Below are 21,008 nucleotides of genomic sequence, written 5' to 3'. Positions count from 1 at the left end.
AAAAGCTCCATGTGCAAAGGCAATCGTATCGGTGAAGCACTGCGCTGTTGGAGCGCTCCGGCGGACTTGGGTTCCCGGTGGGCCGGGGATTGCGTGTTCAGAAGCCGTCGACACCGGCGGCTTGCAAGGTTTTACTCAGGGCCAGTACCTGCGGGTCACGAAAAAAGGCGCTCAATTGCGCCGCGCGACCCGGGCCGATTCCGGCTTCTGCCTGCCATTGTTCGGTGTTGCGTTGTGCCAGCGTTTGCCATGAACCGGCGAGTGTTGCCTGACCGGTCGGTGGCAGCCCCAGGGCTTTGAGCCACTGCAGGAACGGCCGTTGGCGGGCGCTGTGAAAACTGTGCAGCAGGCGGGCACTGCTGCGCTCGCCGAGACCGGCAATGTTAGCAAGCTCCGGCCCGTCGAGGGTCAACCAATCCAGCAGGCTGTTCAGGCGGCCTGTTTCCAGAAGTTTCTCCCAGGTGCCGCGACCGACATTCGGCAGGGCCAGTCCCTGCTTGCCGCTGAGCCAGGTCAGGCGGGCGAGGAACTGGCTTTCGCAGCCCGGCGTCGGTTGCCAGCAGCTCAGGGCGTGAAAGTCGCGGGCGAGCGGAACGTTCAGCTCCACGCGTTCGGTGCTGCGCAGCACCACGCTGTCCAGGCGCGGAATCGTCAGTCCGGCCAGGCTGATCGCGACCTGATCGCCGGGGCGAATGTCCAGTTCCTGCCAGCGCCTGAGCGAACTGACACTGACCCGTTTGATCTGCCGGTCATCGAGCATCACCGGCGACAGTTCGAGCACTGGCGTGATGCGCCCGGTGCGGCCGATCTTGAAGTTCACCTTGCGCACATCGGCCAGTGCCTGGGCAAAAGGGTATTTCCAGGCGACAGCCCAGTAGGGCGGACGAGCCTGCCAGCGCTCTGCCGGTGGCCGCAGGCTTTGGCGCAGAACCACTCCGTCCGTGGCAAATGGCAGTGGCGAGCGATACCAGTGATCGCGCCAGTGTTGCGCGTCGTTCAGGCTGGCGACGGCCTGGGTGTAGGGCTCCGTGGTAGGAAAACCGAACTGCGTAAGGGCCGCGATTCGCTCCGGCAAGTCCTTCGGCCCTTGCGGCCAGTCCCAGACAAACAGCCCGATGCCGGCAGCGTGTTCCGCGTCGATTTCCTTGCGCCCCAACAAACCGGCCACGGTGGCGCGGGCGTTGGCGCTGCCGGCACGTGCCTGCTTATGGCCGTTCAAACGCCAGTAGAGTTCGCCTTGCACCAGCAGATCCTGCGGTTGCGTCAGCTGTTGCGGAATGGCTCCGATCCTTTTTGCCGATACGGTCCAGTCCTGCCCGCGAACCCCATCCCCGCGACTGATCGCCTGATGCAGTCGGCCGTTGCGATAGATCAGGGTGACTGCCACGCCGTCGACCTTGGGTTGCACCCATACGTTTTGGCGGTCGTGCAGCCAGGTGGCGATGTCCGCCGCGTCATGAAGTTTGTCCAGACCGGTGTGAGCGACCGGGTGCGCAACCGGGCCTGATGCGGTGCGCACCGGCTCGGGCGGTGCGGGAAGCTTGAAGCACCGGCGCCATTCGTTCAGGCGCAGGCGTGACTGATCGTAGAGCTCATCGGCGATCACCGACCGGCCTTCGCGATGATAGGCGTCGTCCCAGCGGTCGATCTGTTGTTGCAGGGCAGCGACTTCGCTCGATGCCCGGGCGGCGGCCCAGTCGGGGCAGTCGTCAGCGAAGGCGTTGAGGTGGAAAACCGGCAGGAAAAACAGAAACAGGCGCAGTGTGGCAAGCATTGTGAGCGTCCTTGCTCAGAGAGATACCTCAAGGCTAGCCGGGATTTTCAAGCGGGCCGGGCGGCTGTTTTGCCGGTTGTTTCGCGGCCATGAAAAAGCCCCGCACGGCGAACCGTGCAGGGCTTCTTGTACCGCCAGGAAAATTACAGGCCGGCAGCGGAACGCAGAGCGTCGGCGCGGTCGGTTTTTTCCCAGGTGAACGTGGAGAAGGTGTCTTCGCCAACGGTCTTGGTCTGCGGAGCGCGGCCGAAGTGGCCGTAGGCTGCGGTTTCCTGGTACATCGGGTGCAGCAGGTCGAGCATGGTGGTGATTGCGTATGGACGCAGGTCGAACACTTCGCGGACCAGTTTGATGATCTTGTCATCGCTGATCTTGCCGGTGCCGAAGGTGTTCAGCGAGATCGAGGTAGGCTGGGCCACACCGATCGCGTAGGAAACCTGGATCTCGCAACGCTCGGCCAGGCCGGCCGCCACGATGTTCTTGGCAACGTAACGGCCAGCGTAGGCCGCCGAACGGTCAACCTTGGATGGATCCTTGCCGGAGAACGCGCCGCCGCCGTGACGGGCCATGCCGCCGTAGCTGTCGACGATGATCTTGCGACCGGTCAGACCGCAGTCACCTACCGGGCCGCCAATGATGAACTGGCCGGTCGGGTTGATGTGGAACTGGGTGTCCTTGCTCAGCAGTTCGGCAGGCAGCACGTGCTTGACGATCAGCTCCATCACGCCTTCGCGCAGGTCGTTGTACGACACTTCAGGGTTGTGCTGGGTCGACAGAACCACGGCGTCGATACCGACAACCTTGCCGCCTTCGTAACGGCAAGTCACTTGCGACTTGGCGTCCGGACGCAGCCAAGGCAGCAGACCCGATTTACGGGCTTCGGCCTGACGCTGCACCAGCTGGTGCGAGAAGGTGATCGGTGCCGGCATCAGCACGTCGGTTTCGTTGCTGGCGTAGCCGAACATCAGGCCCTGGTCGCCGGCGCCCTGATCTTCAGGCTTGGCACGGTCAACACCCTGGTTGATGTCAGGGGACTGCTTGCCGATGATGTTCATCACGCCGCAGGTCGCGCCGTCGAAGCCGACGTCGGAGCTGGTGTAGCCGATGTCGCAGATCACGTCACGAACGATCTGCTCCAGGTCGACCCAGGCACTGGTGGTCACTTCACCGGCAACGATGGCCACGCCAGTCTTGACCAGGGTTTCCACCGCAACGCGTGCGTGCTTGTCCTGGGCAATGATGGCGTCCAGCACTGCATCGGAAATCTGGTCGGCGATTTTGTCCGGATGTCCTTCAGACACGGACTCGGAGGTGAAGAGGGAGTATTCGCTCATCTCGATGTTTTCCTGAATTTACCGATGGTGAGTGTCGCCAGCCGGTCGCTGAAAATGGCGAACCTGGATCTGGAAACCATTACGTAAGCCTACATAGAGGCTTTCCCCGGGAACGAGTCCCGCAGCGGTGGCCCAACGGGCCAGATCGTCCTGTTCAAACCCCAACCACAGATCACCGCAGGCCTCCCTGGCCCAACTCTGGTTGTGGCTACATAACTCTGTCACGAGCAGGCTACCGCCCGGTTGCAGCAGGCTGGCCATGTGCTTGAGCGCTTCGGCCGGCGCGGCGAAATGGTGCAACACCATGTTCAACACCACGCAATCGGCCTGAAGGCTCACGCCATTCAATGCATCGGCCAATTGCAGGCTGACGTTAGCCAGCTGTTCACGTTCACATACCTGACGGGCCAGTTCGAGCATCGCCGCGCTGTTGTCCAGTGCGGTTACGGTGCCGAAGCGACGCGCCAGTTCCGGCAGAAAAGCTCCATCGCCGGGGCCGACTTCAATGGCCGTGGCTGCGCCATCGAAATTCAGTTTGTCGAGCAGGGCCAGCACGCTTTCACGGTACTGCGGCAGGCCGGCAATCAAATCCTGCTGGGCGCGGAATTTCTCCGCGACCCGGGCGAAAAAGTCCTGGCTGTTGGCCGCGCGTTGTCCGTGAACCTGTGCGATCCGGGTTTCCACGTCGGCCGGCAGCGGCAGATTGTCGACTTCTTCTAACAACGCCGCGTGCAGCTTGCCGCCCAGCAACTCGGTGTGGGGCAGGGCGCGGCGATAGAACACCGCATTGCCTTCGCGGCGAGTCGCCACCAGATCCGCCTGCGCCAGCACTTTAAGGTGATGGCTCATGCCGGACTGGCCGATATCGAAAATCTGCGCCAGTTCCAGTACGCCGAACGAGTCGTTGGCCAGGGCGCGCAATACATTCAGCCGCAGCGGATCGCCGCCGGCCTTGCACAGGGCCGCCAGCTCGTCGCAATCGTCATGGCGAATGGAAGGCACGCGTAAGTTCATAGGGCTGGCAGTCTAGTGACGGCCCGGAAGCATCGCAAGGTCTATATCAAAAAGTTTTGATATTGCTCGATGGATGGCGCATTCGATTGCACTTCTCACCGCCCGGTTAACTCTACAAACGAACAGCGGAAAGGTTTCACCAACCGAAACCGATGTTATCCATTGGAAAAACGTCTCCGGATGACTATCTGTCATTGCCCCGAGGCGCTCGGGTGAGGGAAAATGCCCTCCTTTTTTCCGTTTCAATCTATTCACACCCAGGAGATCAGCGATGCCTAGCCGTCGTGAGCGTGCCAACGCCATTCGTGCCCTCAGCATGGATGCCGTGCAAAAAGCCAACAGCGGCCATCCCGGTGCCCCTATGGGTATGGCAGATATCGCCGAAGTGCTTTGGCGCGACTACCTCAAGCACAACCCGAGCAATCCATCGTTCGCCGACCGTGACCGCTTCGTGCTGTCCAACGGCCACGGCTCGATGTTGATCTACTCGCTGCTGCACCTGACCGGCTACGACCTGTCGATCGACGACCTGAAGCAATTCCGTCAATTGCACAGCCGTACGCCGGGCCACCCGGAATTCGGTTACACCCCGGGCGTTGAAACCACCACCGGCCCGCTGGGTCAGGGTCTGGCCAACGCTGTGGGCTTCGCCTTGGCTGAAAAGGTACTGGGCGCGCAGTTCAACCGTCCCGGCCACAACATCGTCGACCACCACACCTACGTGTTCCTGGGTGATGGCTGCATGATGGAAGGCATTTCCCACGAAGTCGCTTCCCTGGCCGGCACTCTGGGCCTGGGCAAGCTGATCGCTTTCTACGATGACAACGGCATTTCCATCGACGGCGAAGTCGAAGGCTGGTTCACCGACGACACGCCGAAGCGTTTCGAATCGTACAACTGGCAAGTGATCCGCAACGTCGACGGTCACGACCCGGAAGAGATCAAGACCGCCATCGAGACCGCTCGCAAGAGCCCGCTGCCGACCCTGATCTGCTGCAAGACCACCATCGGTTTCGGTTCGCCGAACAAGCAAGGCAAGGAAGATTGCCACGGCGCCCCGCTGGGTGACGCGGAAATCGCCCTGACCCGTCAGGCGCTGAACTGGAACCACGGCCCGTTCGAAATCCCGGCCGACATCTATGCCGAGTGGGATGCCAAGGAAAAAGGCCGCGCCGCCGAAGCCGAGTGGGACCAGCGTTTCGCTGCCTACTCCGCCGCGTTCCCGACCGAAGCCAACGAACTGATCCGTCGCCTGAGCGGCGAGCTGCCGGCCGACTTCTCCGAGAAGGCTGACGCCTACATCGCCGACGTTGCGGCCAAAGGCGAAACCATCGCCAGCCGTAAGGCCAGCCAGAACGCCCTGAACGCGTTCGGCCCGCTGCTGCCGGAAGTGCTGGGCGGTTCGGCTGACCTGGCCGGTTCCAACCTGACCCTGTGGAAAGGCTGCAAAGGCGTCAGCGCCGAAGACGCCAGCGGCAACTACATGTACTACGGCGTGCGCGAATTCGGCATGACCGCGATCATGAACGGCGTTGCCCTGCACGGCGGTCTGGTGCCTTACGGCGCGACCTTCCTGATGTTCATGGAATACGCCCGCAACGCGGTACGCATGTCCGCTCTGATGAAGCAGCGTGTGATCCACGTCTACACCCACGACTCCATCGGTCTGGGCGAAGACGGCCCGACGCACCAGCCGATCGAGCAACTGACCAGCCTGCGCAGCACGCCGAACCTCGACACCTGGCGTCCAGCCGATGCCGTTGAATCGGCCGTGGCCTGGAAAAACGCTCTGGAACGCAAGGACGGCCCGTCGGCGCTGATCTTCTCGCGTCAGAACCTGCAGCATCAGACCCGTGATGCCGGCCAGATCGCCGACATCAGCCGTGGTGGTTACGTGCTCAAGGACTGCGCAGGCGAGCCTGAGCTGATCCTGATCGCCACCGGTTCGGAAGTCGGTCTGGCCGTTCAGGCCTACGACAAACTCACCGAGCAGGGCCGCAAGGTGCGCGTGGTTTCCATGCCATGCACCAGCGCGTTCGACGCTCAGGACGCCAGCTACAAGCAATCGGTCCTGCCGTTGCAGGTCAGCGCACGTATTGCGATCGAAGCGGCCCACGCCGACTTCTGGTTCAAGTACGTGGGTCTGGAAGGTCGCGTGATCGGCATGACCACCTACGGCGAATCAGCTCCGGCTTCGGCACTGTTCGAAGAGTTCGGCTTCACCCTGGAAAACATCCTGGGTCAGGCTGAAGAGCTGCTGGAAGACTGATCCAGAAAAGGTGTCGCCTGAACTGGCGTATTCGCGAGCAAGTCGAATCGTCGCACCGCCGCTCCCACAGTGTTTTAGGTTGATCACACATTTTGTGTACACCAAAGAACCTGTGGGAGCGGGCTTGCCCGCGAAAGCGGTGGTTCAGGCAACATTGCACTGCCTGATTTACCACGGTAATCGAGAACCCCATGCCTCAACCGCGTCCCTACAAAGTTGCACTCAACGGCTACGGCCGGATTGGTCGTTGCGTCTTGCGTGCGTTGTTCGAGCGAGGCTCGGCGGCAGGGTTTGAGATTGTCGCGATCAACGATCTGGCCGACATGGCCAGCATCGAATACCTGACACGCTTCGACTCCACCCACGGCCGGTTCCCCGGCGAGGTGAAAGTCGACGGCGATTGTCTGCATATTAATGGCGACTGCGTGAAGGTCCTGCGCAGTGCCACCCCCGAAGGCATCGATTGGGCGTCGCTGGGCGTCGATCTGGTGCTCGAATGCTCCGGCGCCTGGCACACCCGTGCAGACGGCCAGCGTTTCCTCGACGCTGGCGCGCCGCGTGTGCTGTTCTCGCAGCCGATGGCCAGCGAGGCGGATGTCGACGCCACCATCGTTTACGGCGTCAATCAGGATTGCCTGACCGGCGACGAACTGCTGGTGTCCAACGCCTCCTGCACCACCAACTGCGGCGTGCCGCTGTTGCGTCTGCTGGATCAGGCGGTCGGCCTGGATTACGTGTCGATCACCACGATTCACTCGGCGATGAACGATCAGCCGGTGATCGACGCCTATCACCACGAAGACCTGCGCCGCACCCGTTCGGCGTTCCAGTCGGTGATCCCGGTGTCCACCGGTCTGGCGCGTGGCATCGAGCGCCTGCTGCCGGAACTTGCCGGGCGAATTCAGGCCAAAGCCGTACGCGTGCCGACGGTCAACGTGTCCTGCCTCGACATCACGATGCAGACCGCGAGCGACACCGACGCCGGCGAGGTCAACCGGATCCTGCGCGATGCCGCCACCAGCGGCCCGCTCAAAGGTCTGTTGGCCTACACCGAATTGCCTCACGCCAGTTGTGATTTCAACCATGACCCACATTCGGCCATCGTCGATGCCAGTCAGACCCGCGTTTCCGGCCCTCGGCTGGTGAACATCCTGGCCTGGTTCGACAACGAATGGGGTTTTGCCAACCGAATGCTGGATGTTGCAGAGCACTATCTGCAGACAGCGACTTCAAAAAAACCGTAGGAAGTGCGACCCATGACCGTGTTGAAGATGTCCGACCTCGATCTGCAAGGTAAGCGCGTATTGATCCGCGAAGACCTCAACGTCCCAGTCAAGGACGGTGTTGTCACCAGCGATGCGCGTATCCTGGCTTCGCTGCCGACCATCAAGCTGGCCCTGGAAAAAGGCGCGGCCGTGATGGTCTGCTCGCACCTGGGTCGTCCGACCGAAGGCGAATTCTCCGCCGAGAACAGCCTCAAGCCTGTCGCTGACTACCTGAGCAAGGCCCTGGGCCGCGAAGTGCCGCTGGTGGCCGACTACCTGGGCGGCGTTGACGTCAAGGCCGGCGACATCGTGCTGTTCGAAAACGTGCGCTTCAACAAGGGCGAGAAAAAGAACGCCGACGAACTGGCCCAGCAATACGCCGCCCTGTGCGACGTGTTCGTGATGGACGCTTTCGGCACCGCTCACCGCGCCGAAGGTTCGACCCACGGCGTGGCCAAGTTCGCCAAGGTCGCCGCTGCCGGCCCGCTGCTGGCTGCTGAGCTTGATGCACTGGGCAAAGCCCTGGGCGCCCCGGCCAAGCCAATGGCGGCCATCGTTGCCGGCTCCAAGGTGTCGACCAAACTCGACGTGCTGAACAGCCTGAGCCAAATCTGCGATCAACTGATCGTCGGCGGCGGTATCGCCAACACCTTCCTGGCTGCGGCCGGTCACCCGGTCGGCAAGTCGCTGTACGAGCCGGACCTGCTGGACACCGCGCGCGCCATCGCCGCCAAAGTCAGCGTGCCGCTGCCGGTGGACGTGGTGGTTGCCAAGGAATTCGCTGAAAGCGCCGAAGCGACCGTGAAGCTGATCGCTGACGTGGCTGCCGACGACATGATCCTCGACATCGGCCCGCAAACCGCGGCCAACTTCGCCGAACTGCTGAAGTCGTCGAAAACCATCCTGTGGAACGGTCCGGTCGGCGTGTTCGAATTCGACCAGTTCGGCAACGGCACCAAAGTGCTCGCCGAAGCCATCGCCGAAAGCGCGGCGTTCTCGATTGCCGGCGGTGGCGACACCCTGGCGGCCATCGATAAATATGGCGTGGCTGAAAAGATCTCCTACATTTCCACCGGCGGTGGCGCGTTCCTCGAATTCGTCGAAGGCAAGGTGCTGCCGGCCGTTGAAGTCCTGGAAAGCCGGGCCAAGGCCTGAGGCCGCCCGATTGGCCAGGCAAAGGAGTGTTCAGATGGTCAAGTCGTTAGCGCTGTTGCTGCTGACCGGTACGCTGGCGGCCTGCGGGAGTAACCCGAAGGCCGAGCCGACACCGGCACCGGGCGAGGCCCAGAAAGGCTGCTACCAGGCCGACTGGCAGGCCGAAACCAACCCGGTGCTGAACAAGCGCTCGGGCCCGGACGGTCTGGACAAATACGAGACGCAAACCCCGGCCAAGGAACATGGTTGTCCTTGACCGGTCTGATTCTTTAACTCAGGGCCGGCGGCGTGCGCTGTCGGTCGAGGAACACGGATGAAAGGCTTGATCGCCGTTGCGGCACTGGGATTGTTGGGTGGTTGCGCGCAGTGGAACCCGTTCCAGTCGTCCGCCCCTGTGGATAACTGGACCACCTGGACCTGCGACAGCCAGGCCAGGGTGCTGTGGCGCTTCACCGATGCCGCCCGCAAGGAAGTCGATGTGCGTCTGGGCGGCGGTGATCAGGTCTATCACCTGAAAGAAGAGCCGGGCGCTTCGGGCGCGTTGTACAGCGATGACATGCTGGCGTTTCACATCAAAGGTGAGGAAGGCCTGGTTTACTGGGTCGCCACCAATGATCTGATCGGTCGGGGCTGCAAAGCCGAATAAAACAGAATTTGCTTTATCGAATCACCAGGCCGGGCCTCAACCCCCGATCTGCAATCACTTGAATAGCCGCCGCCGCTCCGGCAGGCTGGCACGATTAACGACCCAAACCGGGAGAGACACACACAATGGCACTTATCAGCATGCGCCAGATGCTGGACCACGCAGCCGAGTTCGGCTACGGCGTTCCAGCCTTCAACGTCAACAACCTTGAGCAGATGCGCGCCATCATGGAAGCCGCTGACAAGACTGACTCCCCGGTGATCGTCCAGGCTTCGGCCGGTGCCCGCAAATACGCCGGCGCCCCGTTCCTGCGTCACCTGATCCTGGCCGCGATCGAAGAATTCCCGCACATCCCGGTGTGCATGCACCAGGACCACGGCACCAGCCCTGACGTCTGCCAGCGCTCCATTCAACTGGGCTTCAGCTCGGTCATGATGGACGGCTCCCTCGGCGAAGACGGCAAGACCCCGACCGACTACGAGTACAACGTCCGCGTGACCCAACAAACCGTCGCCATGGCTCACGCCTGCGGCGTTTCGGTTGAAGGCGAGCTGGGCTGCCTGGGTTCGCTGGAAACCGGCATGGCCGGTGAAGAGGACGGCATCGGCGCCGAAGGCGTTCTGGATCACAGCCAGATGCTGACCGACCCGGAAGAAGCCGCTGACTTCGTCAAGAAGACCCAGGTTGATGCCCTGGCCATCGCCATCGGCACCAGCCACGGCGCCTACAAGTTCACCAAGCCACCTACCGGTGACGTGCTGGCCATCGACCGCATCAAGGAAATCCACAAACGCATCCCCAACACTCACCTGGTGATGCACGGTTCCTCGTCGGTTCCGCAAGAGTGGCTGGCGATCATCAACCAGTACGGCGGCGACATCAAAGAAACCTACGGTGTACCGGTTGAAGAAATCGTCGAAGGCATCAAGCACGGCGTGCGCAAGGTCAACATCGACACCGACCTGCGTCTGGCATCCACCGGCGCCATGCGTCGCCTGATGGCCACCAACCCGAGCGAGTTCGACCCACGTAAATTCTTCGGCGAAACCGTGAAGGCGATGCGCGATGTATGTATCGCTCGTTACGAAGCTTTCGGCACTGCCGGCAACGCTTCGAAGATCAAGCCGATCTCGCTGGAAAGCATGTATCAGCGTTACCTGAAGGGTGAGTTGAACGCAAAGGTCAATTGAGACTGGGTGTTTAGCTGATTTGAAAGAAACCCGCCGTGAGGCGGGTTTTTTGTGGGTGGTGATTTTTGCGTGGATTAAGAACTATCCAAAAATCGGAGATCATTTGAATACCTCCGCGAGCTCTTCAAGAGTCGGCATAACCGCTGGAATGACAACAAGCTCACTATCCAGAGCCGCCAGGGTGCGTGCGTAGGTGATCATGCTGACAGATGGAGCGCCTTTCTCCACTGCGATGATTTTGTATCGTGTCAGCCCTGCGAGCTCGGCAAGTTGTACTTGCGTCAGGCCACGAGCTATACGTTTTTCGCGTAGTTGATTACCTAGACGGCTGATCAATAAGACGTAGTCCATGTTCCGCTATCGCAACATTTGAAGGCTCATGTTGTGTAAACACAACATTTCATTTCGAGAAACCCGCCGTGAAGCGGGTTTTTTTAGATAGAGCGGATTATTTCGGCTCAACGTGATCCAGCGCCTGATTCACCGCCAGTTCTCCAAGCATTACCAACTGCGCAATGCCAATCGCGGTTTTGCGGTCGGCGGGGGTGAGGGAGGCGGCGAAGTTGTTGAGCATTTCGCTGGCGGAGCCGAGGGTTTCGCTGGCGTTGGCCAGCAGGGATTCGGTGTTGTAGGCGGGGTTGGCGAAGTACATGCGGTCCGGTTCGTTGACCGTGGCCATGATGCGGGCGCCGGGGCAGAGGTAGTGGTCGAGGGCGCGTTCGGCGGCTTCGTTGAGTTTGGTGGGGTCGAGGGGATCGTAGGGGGAGGCCAGATCGGTCTCTGGCGGATTCGGTGTAATTTTGAACATATGCTGAAAACTCCTGTAAGGAGCTGCCGGTCCTTCCCTACTAAAAGAAGGGTGGCAGCTGTGCGCAGGTTAGTAGACCGGGGAGTATTCAGCATTGACCGGCGCGCCGAAGCGCCCTGCACACAGCCACCATCACAGTCAGACTGGAATGTCTGATGGACAGCGCGTTGCACGTAGCTGAAGACACCACGGGCTACTAAACCCGATCACTGCGAATCAGTGACCCGAATCAAGTTACCGATGGCCCTCCAGGCGCACAAGCCGGCGGATTCTGGCGTACCGGTAGGCCGTGACGCAAGCCGTTGTAGGCTTCGGGACGTTACGCGCACTGCCTTTAAACAGAAGCCTTAAACGGTCGCGCGGCTGCTATTTATCGTGATCGATATCCAGCTTGCTGAACGTCACCTGCCCACCCTCGCTGGTGTACCCGGTGTTGTCCTGCACATACACGCCCGCCTTGAAGTACAGCGGCTTGTTCCGCCACGTCGCGCTGATCTGCGAATCCCACTGATACCCGGCCGCACTCACGCCCAGGGCGCCGCCGGGGCTCAGGTGAATGAGGTAGTTGAACTCGCGATTGAGTTTGATCCCGGTGGCGAGGGTGATGACGCGGCTTTCGTCCTGATCCGGATGGGTGCGCAGTTTGATCACCAGGTTGCCGGTCTCGGTTTTTTCTTTGTATTGGTACTCAAGCTTGAGCATCGGCTTCTGGCTTTCGTAGGCGTGGATCTGGCCGATGACGATCTTGCCCGAGCTGGGCACCTTGTTGACCGAAAGGGTCGCGCGCAGCAGGTTGTCGGCGTCGGGGTAATACCAGTTGCGCAATGTTCCGTTGCTGTAGGTTTCACGCAGTTCGGTGCGCGGGTAGATGGCGTTTTCGGTTTTCGAGCCGGTCACCGGCGACCAGAAGAACAGGGTGCCGGTGTCGGAATGGAAGTACTGATCCTTGAAGCCGTTCACCAGTTTGGAGGTTTCGACGGTGTAGGGCGGGCTGCCAACGGGAACGCTGAGGTTCCAGGTTGCGAGGTCGATCATGTCGGTTCTTCCACTCTATTTCTCTTGCACGCGCGTGCCAGAAGCTCTAGCCCGCGCCTCTTGGGGCGGCCTTTATAAGCGTAGAGGGATTTTTTGTTAACGGCCGTCCGGCAGATGATTGGCGTCAACATCCTGTCGAAATGCCATCTTGCCCGGTTTTCGGGGGCTTCAGCGGTGACCGTTAGTCGGCTGCCTGCCGGTTTGTTTAAATGATGGCTGGATGACAGCTATTGCTTTTACAGATCCCGGACTAGAGTGAAGACTCGGTGACTGTACGGTTTTCACGAGAAACCGCCCGGAACACTGACCCGAGATGCCCCGACACGAGTTGTCCCGACAAGAGAAGCAGCATGGAATGCGCGCAACCCCAGCCAGGTGAAGGCAGCTCAGTCCTTTTGATCGTCGATGATTACCCTGAAAACCTGATCAGCATGCGCGCGTTGCTGCAGCGCCAAGACTGGCAGGTATTGACTGCCGCTTCCGGTTACGAAGCCCTCAACCTGTTGCTCGAACACGACATCGACCTGGTGCTGCTGGATGTGCAGATGCCGGGGATGGACGGTTTCGAAGTCGCGCGGCTGATGCGCGGCAGTCAGCGCACGCGCCTGACCCCGATCATTTTCCTTACCGCCAACGAGCAGTCCCAGGACGCCGTGATCAAGGGTTACGCCAGCGGTGCGGTGGATTACCTGTTCAAACCCTTCGATCCGCAGATTCTCAAGCCGAAAGTCCAGGCGCTGCTGGAACACCAGCGCAATCGTCGGGCGTTGCAGCGTTTGAGTCAGGATCTGGAATCGGCGCGGGCCTTCAATGCCTCGGTGCTGGATAACGCCGCCGAAGGCATTCTGGTGTTGGGTGAGGATGGCTTGATCCGCTTCGCCAACCCGGCGATTTCCCGGCTGCTCAATGCGCCGGTGAAGGAGCTGGAAGGGCAGGAGTTTCTCGATTACCTGCAGAAACCGCATATTCCGCTGTGGGCCGATTCCGAGTTTTACGCCGGTTACAAACGTGGCGAGACGCTGCGTCTACACGATGCGTCGCTGCGCACCGCACCGGGGCAGCAGGTGCCGGTGGCCTTGTCCTGTGCGCCGCTGCCGAGTGAACAGCACGCGATGGTGGTGACGGTGCTGGACATGTCGGTGGTGCGTCATTTGCATCAGCAGCTGGAATTTCAAGCTGTGACCGACCCGCTGACCGGGCTGCTCAATCGACGGGGTTTTTACCAGACTGTGGAAAACCTGCTGCTGCGCGGCGAGCGCACGGACAGCAGTTGGGTGCTGATGTACCTCGATCTCGATGGATTCAAAAGGGTCAATGATTCCCTCGGCCATGATGCCGGGGACCGGGTGTTGCGCTGGGTCTCGGAACAACTGAAAGCCTGCCTGCGGCCATTCGACATTCTGGCGCGGATGGGCGGCGATGAATTCACCGCGCTGCTGGATCTGGAATTCCCCGAGCAAGCGGCGAAGATCGCCGAGAAGCTCATCGAGCGGGTTTCGATCTGTCAGCAGATTGAAGGGCTGGATATTGCGCTGGGTGCGAGTATCGGCATCGCCACTTATCCGGATTGCGGCAACAACCTCGACGGTTTGCTGCGCGCCTCGGACATCGCCATGTACGAGGCCAAGCGTGCCGGGCGTCAGCAATATCGCTTCTACGATCATGAAATGAACGGCCGCGCGCGGTCGCGGCTGATGCTGGAAGAAAGCGTGCGTAATGCCATCGAGAACCGCGATTTCAATCTGGTGTATCAGCCGCAGGTGGCCATTGGCGATGGTCGCGTTCGTGGTTTCGAGGCGTTGCTGCGCTGGCAGCACCCGAGTGTCGGCGACGTGCCGCCGGGGCTGTTCCTGCCGTTGCTGGAAGAGGCGACGTTGATCAGCCGCCTCGGCAGCTGGATCTATCATCGCAGCGCCGGGCAGCGTAAGGCGTGGGAGGCCGAGTTCTCCAAGGATCTGGTGATCGGCGTGAGCCTGAGCAACACTCAGTTCGGCCTGCCGAATCTGGTGACTGAATTGCGCCAGGTGCTGGAGCGCCATGGTTTGCAGCCGCACCAGATGGAAGTGGAAGTCACCGAAGAGGCGCTGACGGTCAACCCGGACGAGACCCGCAAGCAGCTGAAGCTGCTGCGCAATCTCGGGGTGCGGGTGGCGCTGGATGATTTCGGTTCCGGCGCCTGCTCGCTGGCGCATCTGCGCGATCTGGAGCTGGATACCCTCAAACTCGATCGCCACCTGATCGCCCGATTGCCGGACTCGTCCCGCGACGCTTCACTGGTGCGCACGGTCATCGACTTATGCAAGGAATACGGCTTGCTGGTGATTGCCGAAGGCGTGGAAACCGTCGAGCAATACCAGTGGCTGCAAGCCCATGGTTGTCAGTACGTGCAAGGCTTTCTGGTGGCGCGGCCGTTGGTCGCCGAGGACACCGCACGCTTTACCGAGCCGTTCGACTGGAGCGCGTTGGCCGGTTGAATTCGCTACACTGGCGGCCTTTTCATGACCCGTGCCGCCCCATGACTGCGTTGAAATACCTCCAGGCCTATCCCGCGAATTTGCAGGATCAGGTGCGCCAATTGATCGCCGACAACCGCCTCGGTGATTACCTGAGCCAACGCTACCCGGGCCGCCACGATGTGCAGAGCGACAAGGCGTTGTACGGCTACGCGCTGGACTTGAAGCAGGAATACCTGCGCAACGCCCCGGCCATTGACAAGGTGCTGTTCGACAACCGCCTCGACCTGACCCATCGCGCCCTCGGCCTGCACACCACGGTGTCGCGGGTGCAGGGCGGCAAGCTCAAGGCCAAGAAAGAGATTCGCATCGCCTCGCTGTTCAAGGACGCCGCGCCGGAGTTTTTGAAGATGATCGTCGTGCACGAGCTGGCGCACTTCAAGGAGTCGGATCACAACAAGGCGTTCTATAAGTTATGTGAGCACATGCTGCCGGGCTACCACCAGGTCGAGTTCGACCTGCGGGTGTACCTGACGTGGCGGGACATGCAATAAGACATCAAACAACGGAGCGCATGCATGGACGTGAACAAGACAAAGAGCAGTTTCTACCGGCGCTTGTACGTGGCGTACCTGATCGACAGCGGCCTGGCCAGCAGCGTGCCGGCGTTGACCGAGGTCACCGGCATGCCCCGGCGTACGGCGCAGGACACGATTGCGGCGCTGGCGGATCTGGATATCGTCTGTGAGTTCGAACAGGAAGAGGGCGCGCGCAATCATGCGGGGCGCTATCGGATTCGCGACTGGGGGGCGATTGATCGGGGGTGGATCGAGCGGAATTTGCGGCAGATCAAGGCTGTTCTCGAGTATCCCTGACCTCAGCAGAGCCTTCGCGGGCAAGCCCGCGAAGGGGAAATCTCAAGACCGCCGCATACCAATATGCGGAATGTCATCCTCAAGATATTCCTCACCCGCCACCACAAACCCATACCGCCCGTAATACCCCTGCAAATGCGCCTGCGCCGACAGATAGATCGGCACTTCAGGCCAACGCTTCTGCGCCTGTTTCAGCGCCTGCTCCATCATTTCATGCCCCAACCCTTTGCCACGCCCGGCCGGCGCGGTCAGCACGCGGCCGATCACCACGTCGCCACCCTGGGATTCCGGGTCCAGCAGGCGCAGGTACGCCACCAGTTGATCATCGTCCCAGCCCATCAAATGGCAGGTGTCACCGTCCAGATCCTGACCGTCCGGATCCAGGTACGCGCAGCGCTGTTCGACCACGAACACTTCCGAGCGCAATTTCAAGATGGCGTACAGCTGCTCCAGTCCCAGATCGCTGTGATGTTTGCAGACCCACTCGATTGTCATCTTCCGATTCCTTGAACAACGTCGCCCGATACTAAGCGTCCCGCCGAAATATGTCTGTATGGCTGAGAAATCTGTGACAAAGGCCAAAATGCCATCATTCCAATATCGCGGCTCGCCGTACTTTGTGTAATCTGCTGGGAAGCACTGTGCAATGGCTTCAATGAGCTAAGGTTAGGGCCTGGGATTCGCCGGTAAGGGGCCTTGGGGTTTTGACTGAAAACACGCCGGGCGGCCCGCCCGCTAAGGATTTTCAAGCATGCCGCGATTGCATCGAGCCTTTGCTTTGATCGGATTGCTGTTGCTGGGTCAAAGCGCGGCAGCGGAGAAATTGCGTCTGGTGTTCGACGTCTGGCCGCCCTTTACCGATGACACGCTGGTCAACGGTGGGCTGGCGACCGACATCGTCAGCACGGCCCTGGCCCGTGCCGGTTATGCCAGCGGTTATGAGCAGGTGCCGTGGGCGCGGGCGTTGCTGGGTGTTGGCGAAGGGCGTTACGACGTGCTGGTCAACGCCTGGTACAACGACGAGCGCACGAAGATCGGGCAGTTTTCCGCCGAGTACCTGCTCAATCGCGTGCGCTTCCTCAAGCGCAAAGACGCGCCCATCGAATACAACAACCTGCAGGAACTGCACACCTATCCGGTTGCGGTAGTGCGCGGCTATGCCTATTCGGCGCCGTTCGATGCCGACACCGCGTTGCAGAAAGTCCCTGTGCATAACTTCGCCATGGCCGTGCGCATGCTCGCGGCGGACCGGGTCAAGCTGACCCTGGAAGACGAATACGTGGCCCGCTATTACCTGGCCCGGGAATCACAGAAGGTACGTAACGCGGTGGAGTTTCTGCCCAAGCCGCTGAGCGAGAACAGCCTGCATATTCTGGTCAGCCTGAAGAACCCGCAGCACGAACAGATCGTGGCCGGGTTCGACAAGGCGATTGCATCGATGAAGGCCGATGGCAGCTATGACAAGTTGCTCAGGCAGCACGGGATGTGAGGCGGCTCAATCTTCGGCTGTGTCCTTGATCAGATGCGCCGCCAGCGTGCGCAACGGGCCGAGCTGGCGGCAGATCAGCGCCAGTTGCGTCTGCACCAGTCGCTGGCCTTCGTCGATTTCGTCCGGCATCTGCTCCAGCTCATTGGCCAGCGCTTCTTCCTCATCGCTTTGAATGGCAATCGGCTGTTTGCTCGCCAGACCCTGGGCGATCTCATCGATGCTCGACGCCAGACTCACCCCGGCGCCGTCGATCAGGTGTTCGCGCACTTCCGCCGGCAGTTGGGTTTCCCGGTGCGCGCCGAGGCCTGACAAATAGCTGAGCAAGGTGTGCGACAGCACCAGGAAGCGGAAGCCGACATCGGCTTCCTTCCGGAAATGCCCCGGCTCCATCAGCATGTTCGCCAGGGTTGTTGATAGTGCGGCGTCGGCGTTGTGCGCGTTGCGCCGGGCCAGGCGATAGGCGAGGTCGTCGCTCTTGCCGGCGGCGTATTGCTGCATGATCTGGCGCAGGTAGATGCTGTTGCAGGTGAGGGTGTTGGCCAGCACTTTGTTCAGGCGCCGACCTTGCCAGTCCGGCAGGAACAGGAATACCGCAAGCCCCGCAATCAGGCTGCCGAGCAAGGTATCGAACAGTCTCGGCACGAACAGCCCGTAGCCGTCACCGACCTGGTTGAAGCAGAACAGCACCATGATCGTGATCGCGGCGGTGGCCACGGTGTAGCGGGTGGTGCGGTTGGTAAAGAACACCACGCCGGCGGCGATGGCGAAGCACGACTGCACCAGCGGGCTTGGGAACAGATCGAACAGCGCCCAGGCAATCGTCAGGCCGATCGCCGTGCCGAAAATCCGCTGGCCGAGTTTGCGCCGGGTGGCGCCGTAGTTCGGCTGGCAGACGAACAGCGTGGTGAGGATGATCCAGTAACCCTGCGACGGGTGTATCAGGTGCACCATGCCGTAGCCGATGCTCAACGCCAGCGGCAAGCGCAGGGCATGGCGGAACAGCAGCGAGGTCGGCGTCAGCTGCGTGCGCAGACGAATCCACACGTCCTTGAAGTTGCGCGGCGAGCGGTCGAGCAGACTGCTGTCGGTGGCATCGGCCAAGGCGTCGGGGTTGCTGGCGTCGCTGAGCAAACGGTCGAGGGTGCCGAGGTTGGCCGCCAGTGCGCGCAACGAACGGAGCAGTCCGCGCCAGGCCGGGTTGCTCTGGATGCGCAGGTGTTCGAGGGAGGCGTGCAGGTCGCTCAGGGCTTCGGCGAAACTCGCGTCGTAGGTGAACGGTTGGCGCATCTGGATCGATTCCGCCAGCGCCCGGCAGGCCTTGCCTTGCTGGCGCAGCAGGCGCTGGCAGCGGAACAAGACATCGCTGTGGAAAAACGCATCAGCCAGGGCGTTGTACGGGTAGTGCGAAGAACTGGCGCGTTCGTGAATGTCCTGGGCGAGGAAGTACAGCTTCAGGTAACGGCTGACTTTCGAGCCCGGACGACCGTTGCCGACCCGGTGCAGGATGATTTCCTTGGCGCTGTTCAGGGCTGCGACGACCCGGCCGTTTTGCTGGGCCAGCTCCAGTCGCCGTGCTTCGACGTCCATCTGACGGATCGGCTCGAACAGCGAGGATTTCAGCTTCAGGTAATAGCCGAGTTCGCGGAACAGCCGCGCCAGACTCTGCTGCACCGGCTGATTGGAAAACATCGCCTGCCACAGCACCGACAACAGGCCGTACCACGCGGCGCCGGCCACCAGCAGCATCGGCTCATGCCAGAAATCCGTGACCGCGCCGCCGCGCTGGTCGACGCCGATCATGGTGTAGACGGAAAGAATCAGGGTCGCCGAAGCAATCGCCCCGTAACGTTCGCCGAGTGCGCCGAGCATGGTCAGGCTGAAACTGGCCAGTGCCAACGCAATCACGAACACGATGGGGTAGGGGAACAGCAATTCAACGGACAGCGCCGCGACGCTGAAACACACCAGCGTCACCGCCAGTGCGTTGAGACGGCCCTGCCAACTGTCGTCGGTCTCGGCCAGGGCGCTGGCGATGATCCCGAGGAACAACGGGATCAGCAGCCCCATTTCATCCTGATACCAGCACAGCGCCATGCTGCCGGTCAGGGCGATGAACACCCGCACGCTGTAGCTGAATTTATCCAGCGCCCACAGGCGCCGCAAAGACTGACGAAACGAGGTCGAGGACATGAAGTGCGAAGGCCTTCCGAGGCGATGCCGCTAAATTGAGCCAGTAATGACGCCGACGCAATGGCGCCGATCACATCTGACAGCAAAAAGTGTTCCTTTCATGCACCACACACCACTGTGGGAGCGGGCTTGCTCCCACAGGGTTTTGTGTATGGCTTTGGGTCAGACGTACTGCGCGGCAGCGTAGCCAGAGGCCCACGCCCACTGGAAGTTGAACCCGCCCAGATGCCCGGTGACGTCCAGCACTTCGCCGACGAAGTAGAGGCCCGGGCTTTTCAGCGATTCCATGGTTTTGGACGACACTTCGCGGGTGTCGACGCCACCGAGGGTGACTTCGGCGGTGCGGTAGCCTTCGGTGCCGGCCGGCACGACTTTCCAGCTGCCGAGCTTCTCGGCGATGTCCGCCAGTTCGGCGTGGGTGTACTGCTTCATCGGTTTGGAGACGAACCAGTTGTCCGCCAGCAGGTTGGCCATCTTCTTGGTGAAGATCTCGCCGAGCAGGGTTTTCAGTTCGCTGTTCGGACGCTCGGCGGTCTGCTGTTGCAGCCAGCTTGCGGCGTCGTGATCGGGCAGCAGGTTGATCTCGACCGTGTCGCCCGGCTCCCAGAACGAGGAAATCTGCAGAATCGCCGGGCCACTGAGGCCGCGGTGGGTGAACAGGATGTTCTCGCGAAAATTCTGGTCGTTGCAGCTGACCAGGCAATCCACCGAGGTGCCGGACAGTTCGGTGCACAAATCCTTGAGCTGATCGGTGATGGTGAACGGCACCAGACCGGCGCGGGTCGGCAGCAGTTCATGGCCGAACTGTTTGGCGACCTGATATCCGAAACCGGTCGCGCCCAATGTCGGGATCGACAGGCCGCCGGTGGCGATTACCAGCGACTGGCACTGGATCTGGCCGAGAGTCGTGTCGAGCAGGTAACCGCCCTCGATTTTCTCTATGGTCTGGATCGAGGTGTCGAGGTGCAGGTTGACGCCGACCTGATCGCACTCGTCCAGCAGCATGCCGAGGATGTCGCTGGATTTGTTATCGCAGAACAGTTGGCCGAGTTTCTTCTCGTGATACGGCACGCCGTGCTTGGCGACCATGCCGATGAAATCCCACTGGGTGTAGCGGGCCAGCGCGGATTTGCAGAAGTGCGCATTCTGCGAGAGGAAATTGCTCGGCTCGGTGTACATGTTGGTGAAGTTGCAGCGTCCACCGCCGGACATCAGGATTTTCTTGCCGGCCTTGTTCGCGTGGTCGAGCAGCAACACCTGACGCCCGCGCCCGGCGGCGGTCAGTGCACACATCAACCCTGCGGCGCCAGCGCCAATGATCACGACTTCGGTAGAGCGCAAAACGGTGTCCTCACGTTGTTCACCACAAAACAAACTGTGGGAGATTCTATGTTGCAGGGGAACCCTGCAATCTTAAATTCGGTTGGTATTCGCTCTGGTTTTTCATGAGGGCGAATGCCACCCGGCAAAGCTTGCGGGCGAGGATGACCAAGGCTTGGGTTCTGGCTAGA

At 61.0% G+C, this 21,008-nt stretch carries 19 protein-coding genes and 1 pseudogene; 10 read left to right on the top strand and 10 right to left on the bottom strand.

All coding sequences use genetic code 11. The annotated features are described in order from the left end of the window. Window positions 1-97: 97 nt before the first annotated feature. The 3 genes from ligB to CAG25_RS00085 form a co-directional block, all read right to left on the bottom strand. Window positions 98-1,774 carry an NAD-dependent DNA ligase LigB gene (gene ligB, locus CAG25_RS00095; protein WP_085611951.1) on the bottom strand — a complete coding sequence of 559 codons (1,677 nt, stop codon included), beginning with the start codon at window positions 1,772-1,774 and terminating at the stop codon, window positions 98-100. 143 nt (window positions 1,775-1,917) lie between these two features. Further along, window positions 1,918-3,108, bottom strand: coding sequence for a methionine adenosyltransferase (metK, locus tag CAG25_RS00090; RefSeq protein WP_011336330.1), 1,191 nt, complete (start codon window positions 3,106-3,108; stop codon window positions 1,918-1,920). Between the two features lie 18 nt (window positions 3,109-3,126). After that, window positions 3,127-4,122 carry a metalloregulator ArsR/SmtB family transcription factor gene (locus CAG25_RS00085; RefSeq protein WP_085611950.1) on the bottom strand — a complete coding sequence of 332 codons (996 nt, stop codon included), beginning with the start codon at window positions 4,120-4,122 and terminating at the stop codon, window positions 3,127-3,129. A gap of 271 nt (window positions 4,123-4,393) precedes the next feature. Between CAG25_RS00085 and tkt the strand changes: the two genes are divergently transcribed. The 6 genes from tkt (at window position 4,394) to fba (ending at window position 10,647) form a co-directional block, all read left to right on the top strand. Next, entirely contained in the window at window positions 4,394-6,391 is a 1,998-nt protein-coding gene (gene tkt / locus CAG25_RS00080; RefSeq protein ID WP_085611949.1) for a transketolase, read from the top strand. Between the two features lie 191 nt (window positions 6,392-6,582). Continuing rightward, window positions 6,583-7,635 carry an erythrose-4-phosphate dehydrogenase gene (epd, locus tag CAG25_RS00075; RefSeq protein WP_085611948.1) on the top strand — a complete coding sequence of 351 codons (1,053 nt, stop codon included), beginning with the start codon at window positions 6,583-6,585 and terminating at the stop codon, window positions 7,633-7,635. A gap of 12 nt (window positions 7,636-7,647) precedes the next feature. Continuing rightward, window positions 7,648-8,811: a phosphoglycerate kinase gene (locus CAG25_RS00070; RefSeq protein WP_011336326.1), complete on the top strand. Its 1,164-nt coding sequence runs from the start codon at window positions 7,648-7,650 to the stop codon at window positions 8,809-8,811. A gap of 34 nt (window positions 8,812-8,845) precedes the next feature. Continuing rightward, complete coding sequence (locus CAG25_RS00065) at window positions 8,846-9,067, top strand: hypothetical protein (RefSeq protein WP_007959706.1); 222 nt, start codon at window positions 8,846-8,848, stop codon at window positions 9,065-9,067. A gap of 57 nt (window positions 9,068-9,124) precedes the next feature. Next, window positions 9,125-9,457 carry an MliC family protein gene (locus CAG25_RS00060; protein WP_085611947.1) on the top strand — a complete coding sequence of 111 codons (333 nt, stop codon included), beginning with the start codon at window positions 9,125-9,127 and terminating at the stop codon, window positions 9,455-9,457. A 125-nt stretch (window positions 9,458-9,582) separates the two neighbouring features. Next, window positions 9,583-10,647 carry a class II fructose-bisphosphate aldolase gene (gene fba, locus CAG25_RS00055; RefSeq protein ID WP_007959708.1) on the top strand — a complete coding sequence of 355 codons (1,065 nt, stop codon included), beginning with the start codon at window positions 9,583-9,585 and terminating at the stop codon, window positions 10,645-10,647. Between the two features lie 99 nt (window positions 10,648-10,746). Here fba and CAG25_RS00050 read toward each other — a convergent pair whose 3' ends face one another. The 3 genes from CAG25_RS00050 to CAG25_RS00040 all read right to left on the bottom strand — a co-directional run bounded on the left by CAG25_RS00050 (window position 10,747) and on the right by CAG25_RS00040 (window position 12,490). Next, entirely contained in the window at window positions 10,747-10,998 is a 252-nt protein-coding gene (locus tag CAG25_RS00050; RefSeq protein ID WP_085611946.1) for a helix-turn-helix domain-containing protein, read from the bottom strand. Between the two features lie 97 nt (window positions 10,999-11,095). Further along, window positions 11,096-11,455: a DUF6124 family protein gene (locus CAG25_RS00045; RefSeq protein WP_085611945.1), complete on the bottom strand. Its 360-nt coding sequence runs from the start codon at window positions 11,453-11,455 to the stop codon at window positions 11,096-11,098. A gap of 366 nt (window positions 11,456-11,821) precedes the next feature. Beyond that, a complete protein-coding gene (locus CAG25_RS00040; RefSeq protein WP_011336318.1) occupies window positions 11,822-12,490 on the bottom strand; it encodes a polysaccharide lyase family 7 protein in 669 nt (222 codons plus the stop codon). A gap of 350 nt (window positions 12,491-12,840) precedes the next feature. On the opposite strand from CAG25_RS00040, the gene CAG25_RS00035 reads away from it, so the two are divergent. Genes CAG25_RS00035 through CAG25_RS00025 form a run of 3 tightly spaced genes read left to right on the top strand, consistent with a single transcriptional unit; the run spans window position 12,841 to window position 15,818 of the window. Then, window positions 12,841-14,964, top strand: coding sequence for a bifunctional diguanylate cyclase/phosphodiesterase (locus tag CAG25_RS00035; RefSeq protein ID WP_064599992.1), 2,124 nt, complete (start codon window positions 12,841-12,843; stop codon window positions 14,962-14,964). Between the two features lie 41 nt (window positions 14,965-15,005). Further along, window positions 15,006-15,497 carry a M48 family metallopeptidase gene (locus CAG25_RS00030; RefSeq protein ID WP_007959720.1) on the top strand — a complete coding sequence of 164 codons (492 nt, stop codon included), beginning with the start codon at window positions 15,006-15,008 and terminating at the stop codon, window positions 15,495-15,497. Between the two features lie 24 nt (window positions 15,498-15,521). Continuing rightward, complete coding sequence (locus CAG25_RS00025) at window positions 15,522-15,818, top strand: helix-turn-helix domain-containing protein (RefSeq protein ID WP_085611944.1); 297 nt, start codon at window positions 15,522-15,524, stop codon at window positions 15,816-15,818. Between the two features lie 42 nt (window positions 15,819-15,860). On the opposite strand, the gene CAG25_RS00020 is transcribed toward CAG25_RS00025, so the two are convergent. Beyond that, window positions 15,861-16,313, bottom strand: coding sequence for a GNAT family N-acetyltransferase (locus tag CAG25_RS00020; RefSeq protein ID WP_064599990.1), 453 nt, complete (start codon window positions 16,311-16,313; stop codon window positions 15,861-15,863). Between the two features lie 256 nt (window positions 16,314-16,569). Between CAG25_RS00020 and CAG25_RS00015 the strand changes: the two genes are divergently transcribed. Further along, window positions 16,570-17,307, top strand: a complete 738-nt coding sequence (locus CAG25_RS00015) for an ABC transporter substrate-binding protein (RefSeq protein ID WP_039767985.1) — start codon at window positions 16,570-16,572, stop codon at window positions 17,305-17,307. Between the two features lie 6 nt (window positions 17,308-17,313). Here CAG25_RS00015 and yccS read toward each other — a convergent pair whose 3' ends face one another. From yccS to CAG25_RS28740, 3 genes and pseudogenes are all read right to left on the bottom strand, one after another. Further along, complete coding sequence (yccS, locus tag CAG25_RS00010) at window positions 17,314-19,497, bottom strand: YccS family putative transporter (RefSeq protein WP_085611943.1); 2,184 nt, start codon at window positions 19,495-19,497, stop codon at window positions 17,314-17,316. Window positions 19,498-19,659: 162 nt separating this feature from the next. Continuing rightward, a complete protein-coding gene (locus CAG25_RS00005) occupies window positions 19,660-20,838 on the bottom strand; it encodes an NAD(P)/FAD-dependent oxidoreductase (RefSeq protein WP_085611942.1) in 1,179 nt (392 codons plus the stop codon). Between the two features lie 46 nt (window positions 20,839-20,884). Further along, window positions 20,885-21,008 (bottom strand): annotated as a pseudogene (locus tag CAG25_RS28740) (IS110 family transposase); the annotation flags it as partial.

Origin of the sequence: Pseudomonas sp. B16(2017) (genome assembly GCF_002113205.1) — a bacterium.
Taxonomy (GTDB): domain Bacteria; phylum Pseudomonadota; class Gammaproteobacteria; order Pseudomonadales; family Pseudomonadaceae; genus Aquipseudomonas; species Aquipseudomonas pharyngis.
This window is presented reverse-complemented; position numbering and strand designations above follow the sequence as displayed.

Bases quoted from the DNA above. Each gene is read 5' to 3' on its own strand.
- ligB (WP_085611951.1), bottom strand. From the start codon at position 1,774: ATGCTTGCCACACTGCGCCTGTTTCTGTTTTTCCTGCCGGTTTTCCAC.
- metK (WP_011336330.1), bottom strand. From the start codon at position 3,108: ATGAGCGAATACTCCCTCTTCACCTCCGAGTCCGTGTCTGAAGGACAT.
- CAG25_RS00085 (WP_085611950.1), bottom strand. From the start codon at position 4,122: ATGAACTTACGCGTGCCTTCCATTCGCCATGACGATTGCGACGAGCTG.
- tkt (WP_085611949.1), top strand. From the start codon at position 4,394: ATGCCTAGCCGTCGTGAGCGTGCCAACGCCATTCGTGCCCTCAGCATG.
- epd (WP_085611948.1), top strand. From the start codon at position 6,583: ATGCCTCAACCGCGTCCCTACAAAGTTGCACTCAACGGCTACGGCCGG.
- CAG25_RS00070 (WP_011336326.1), top strand. From the start codon at position 7,648: ATGACCGTGTTGAAGATGTCCGACCTCGATCTGCAAGGTAAGCGCGTA.
- CAG25_RS00065 (WP_007959706.1), top strand. From the start codon at position 8,846: ATGGTCAAGTCGTTAGCGCTGTTGCTGCTGACCGGTACGCTGGCGGCC.
- CAG25_RS00060 (WP_085611947.1), top strand. From the start codon at position 9,125: ATGAAAGGCTTGATCGCCGTTGCGGCACTGGGATTGTTGGGTGGTTGC.
- fba (WP_007959708.1), top strand. From the start codon at position 9,583: ATGGCACTTATCAGCATGCGCCAGATGCTGGACCACGCAGCCGAGTTC.
- CAG25_RS00050 (WP_085611946.1), bottom strand. From the start codon at position 10,998: ATGGACTACGTCTTATTGATCAGCCGTCTAGGTAATCAACTACGCGAA.
- CAG25_RS00045 (WP_085611945.1), bottom strand. From the start codon at position 11,455: ATGTTCAAAATTACACCGAATCCGCCAGAGACCGATCTGGCCTCCCCC.
- CAG25_RS00040 (WP_011336318.1), bottom strand. From the start codon at position 12,490: ATGATCGACCTCGCAACCTGGAACCTCAGCGTTCCCGTTGGCAGCCCG.
- CAG25_RS00035 (WP_064599992.1), top strand. From the start codon at position 12,841: ATGGAATGCGCGCAACCCCAGCCAGGTGAAGGCAGCTCAGTCCTTTTG.
- CAG25_RS00030 (WP_007959720.1), top strand. From the start codon at position 15,006: ATGACTGCGTTGAAATACCTCCAGGCCTATCCCGCGAATTTGCAGGAT.
- CAG25_RS00025 (WP_085611944.1), top strand. From the start codon at position 15,522: ATGGACGTGAACAAGACAAAGAGCAGTTTCTACCGGCGCTTGTACGTG.
- CAG25_RS00020 (WP_064599990.1), bottom strand. From the start codon at position 16,313: ATGACAATCGAGTGGGTCTGCAAACATCACAGCGATCTGGGACTGGAG.
- CAG25_RS00015 (WP_039767985.1), top strand. From the start codon at position 16,570: ATGCCGCGATTGCATCGAGCCTTTGCTTTGATCGGATTGCTGTTGCTG.
- yccS (WP_085611943.1), bottom strand. From the start codon at position 19,497: ATGTCCTCGACCTCGTTTCGTCAGTCTTTGCGGCGCCTGTGGGCGCTG.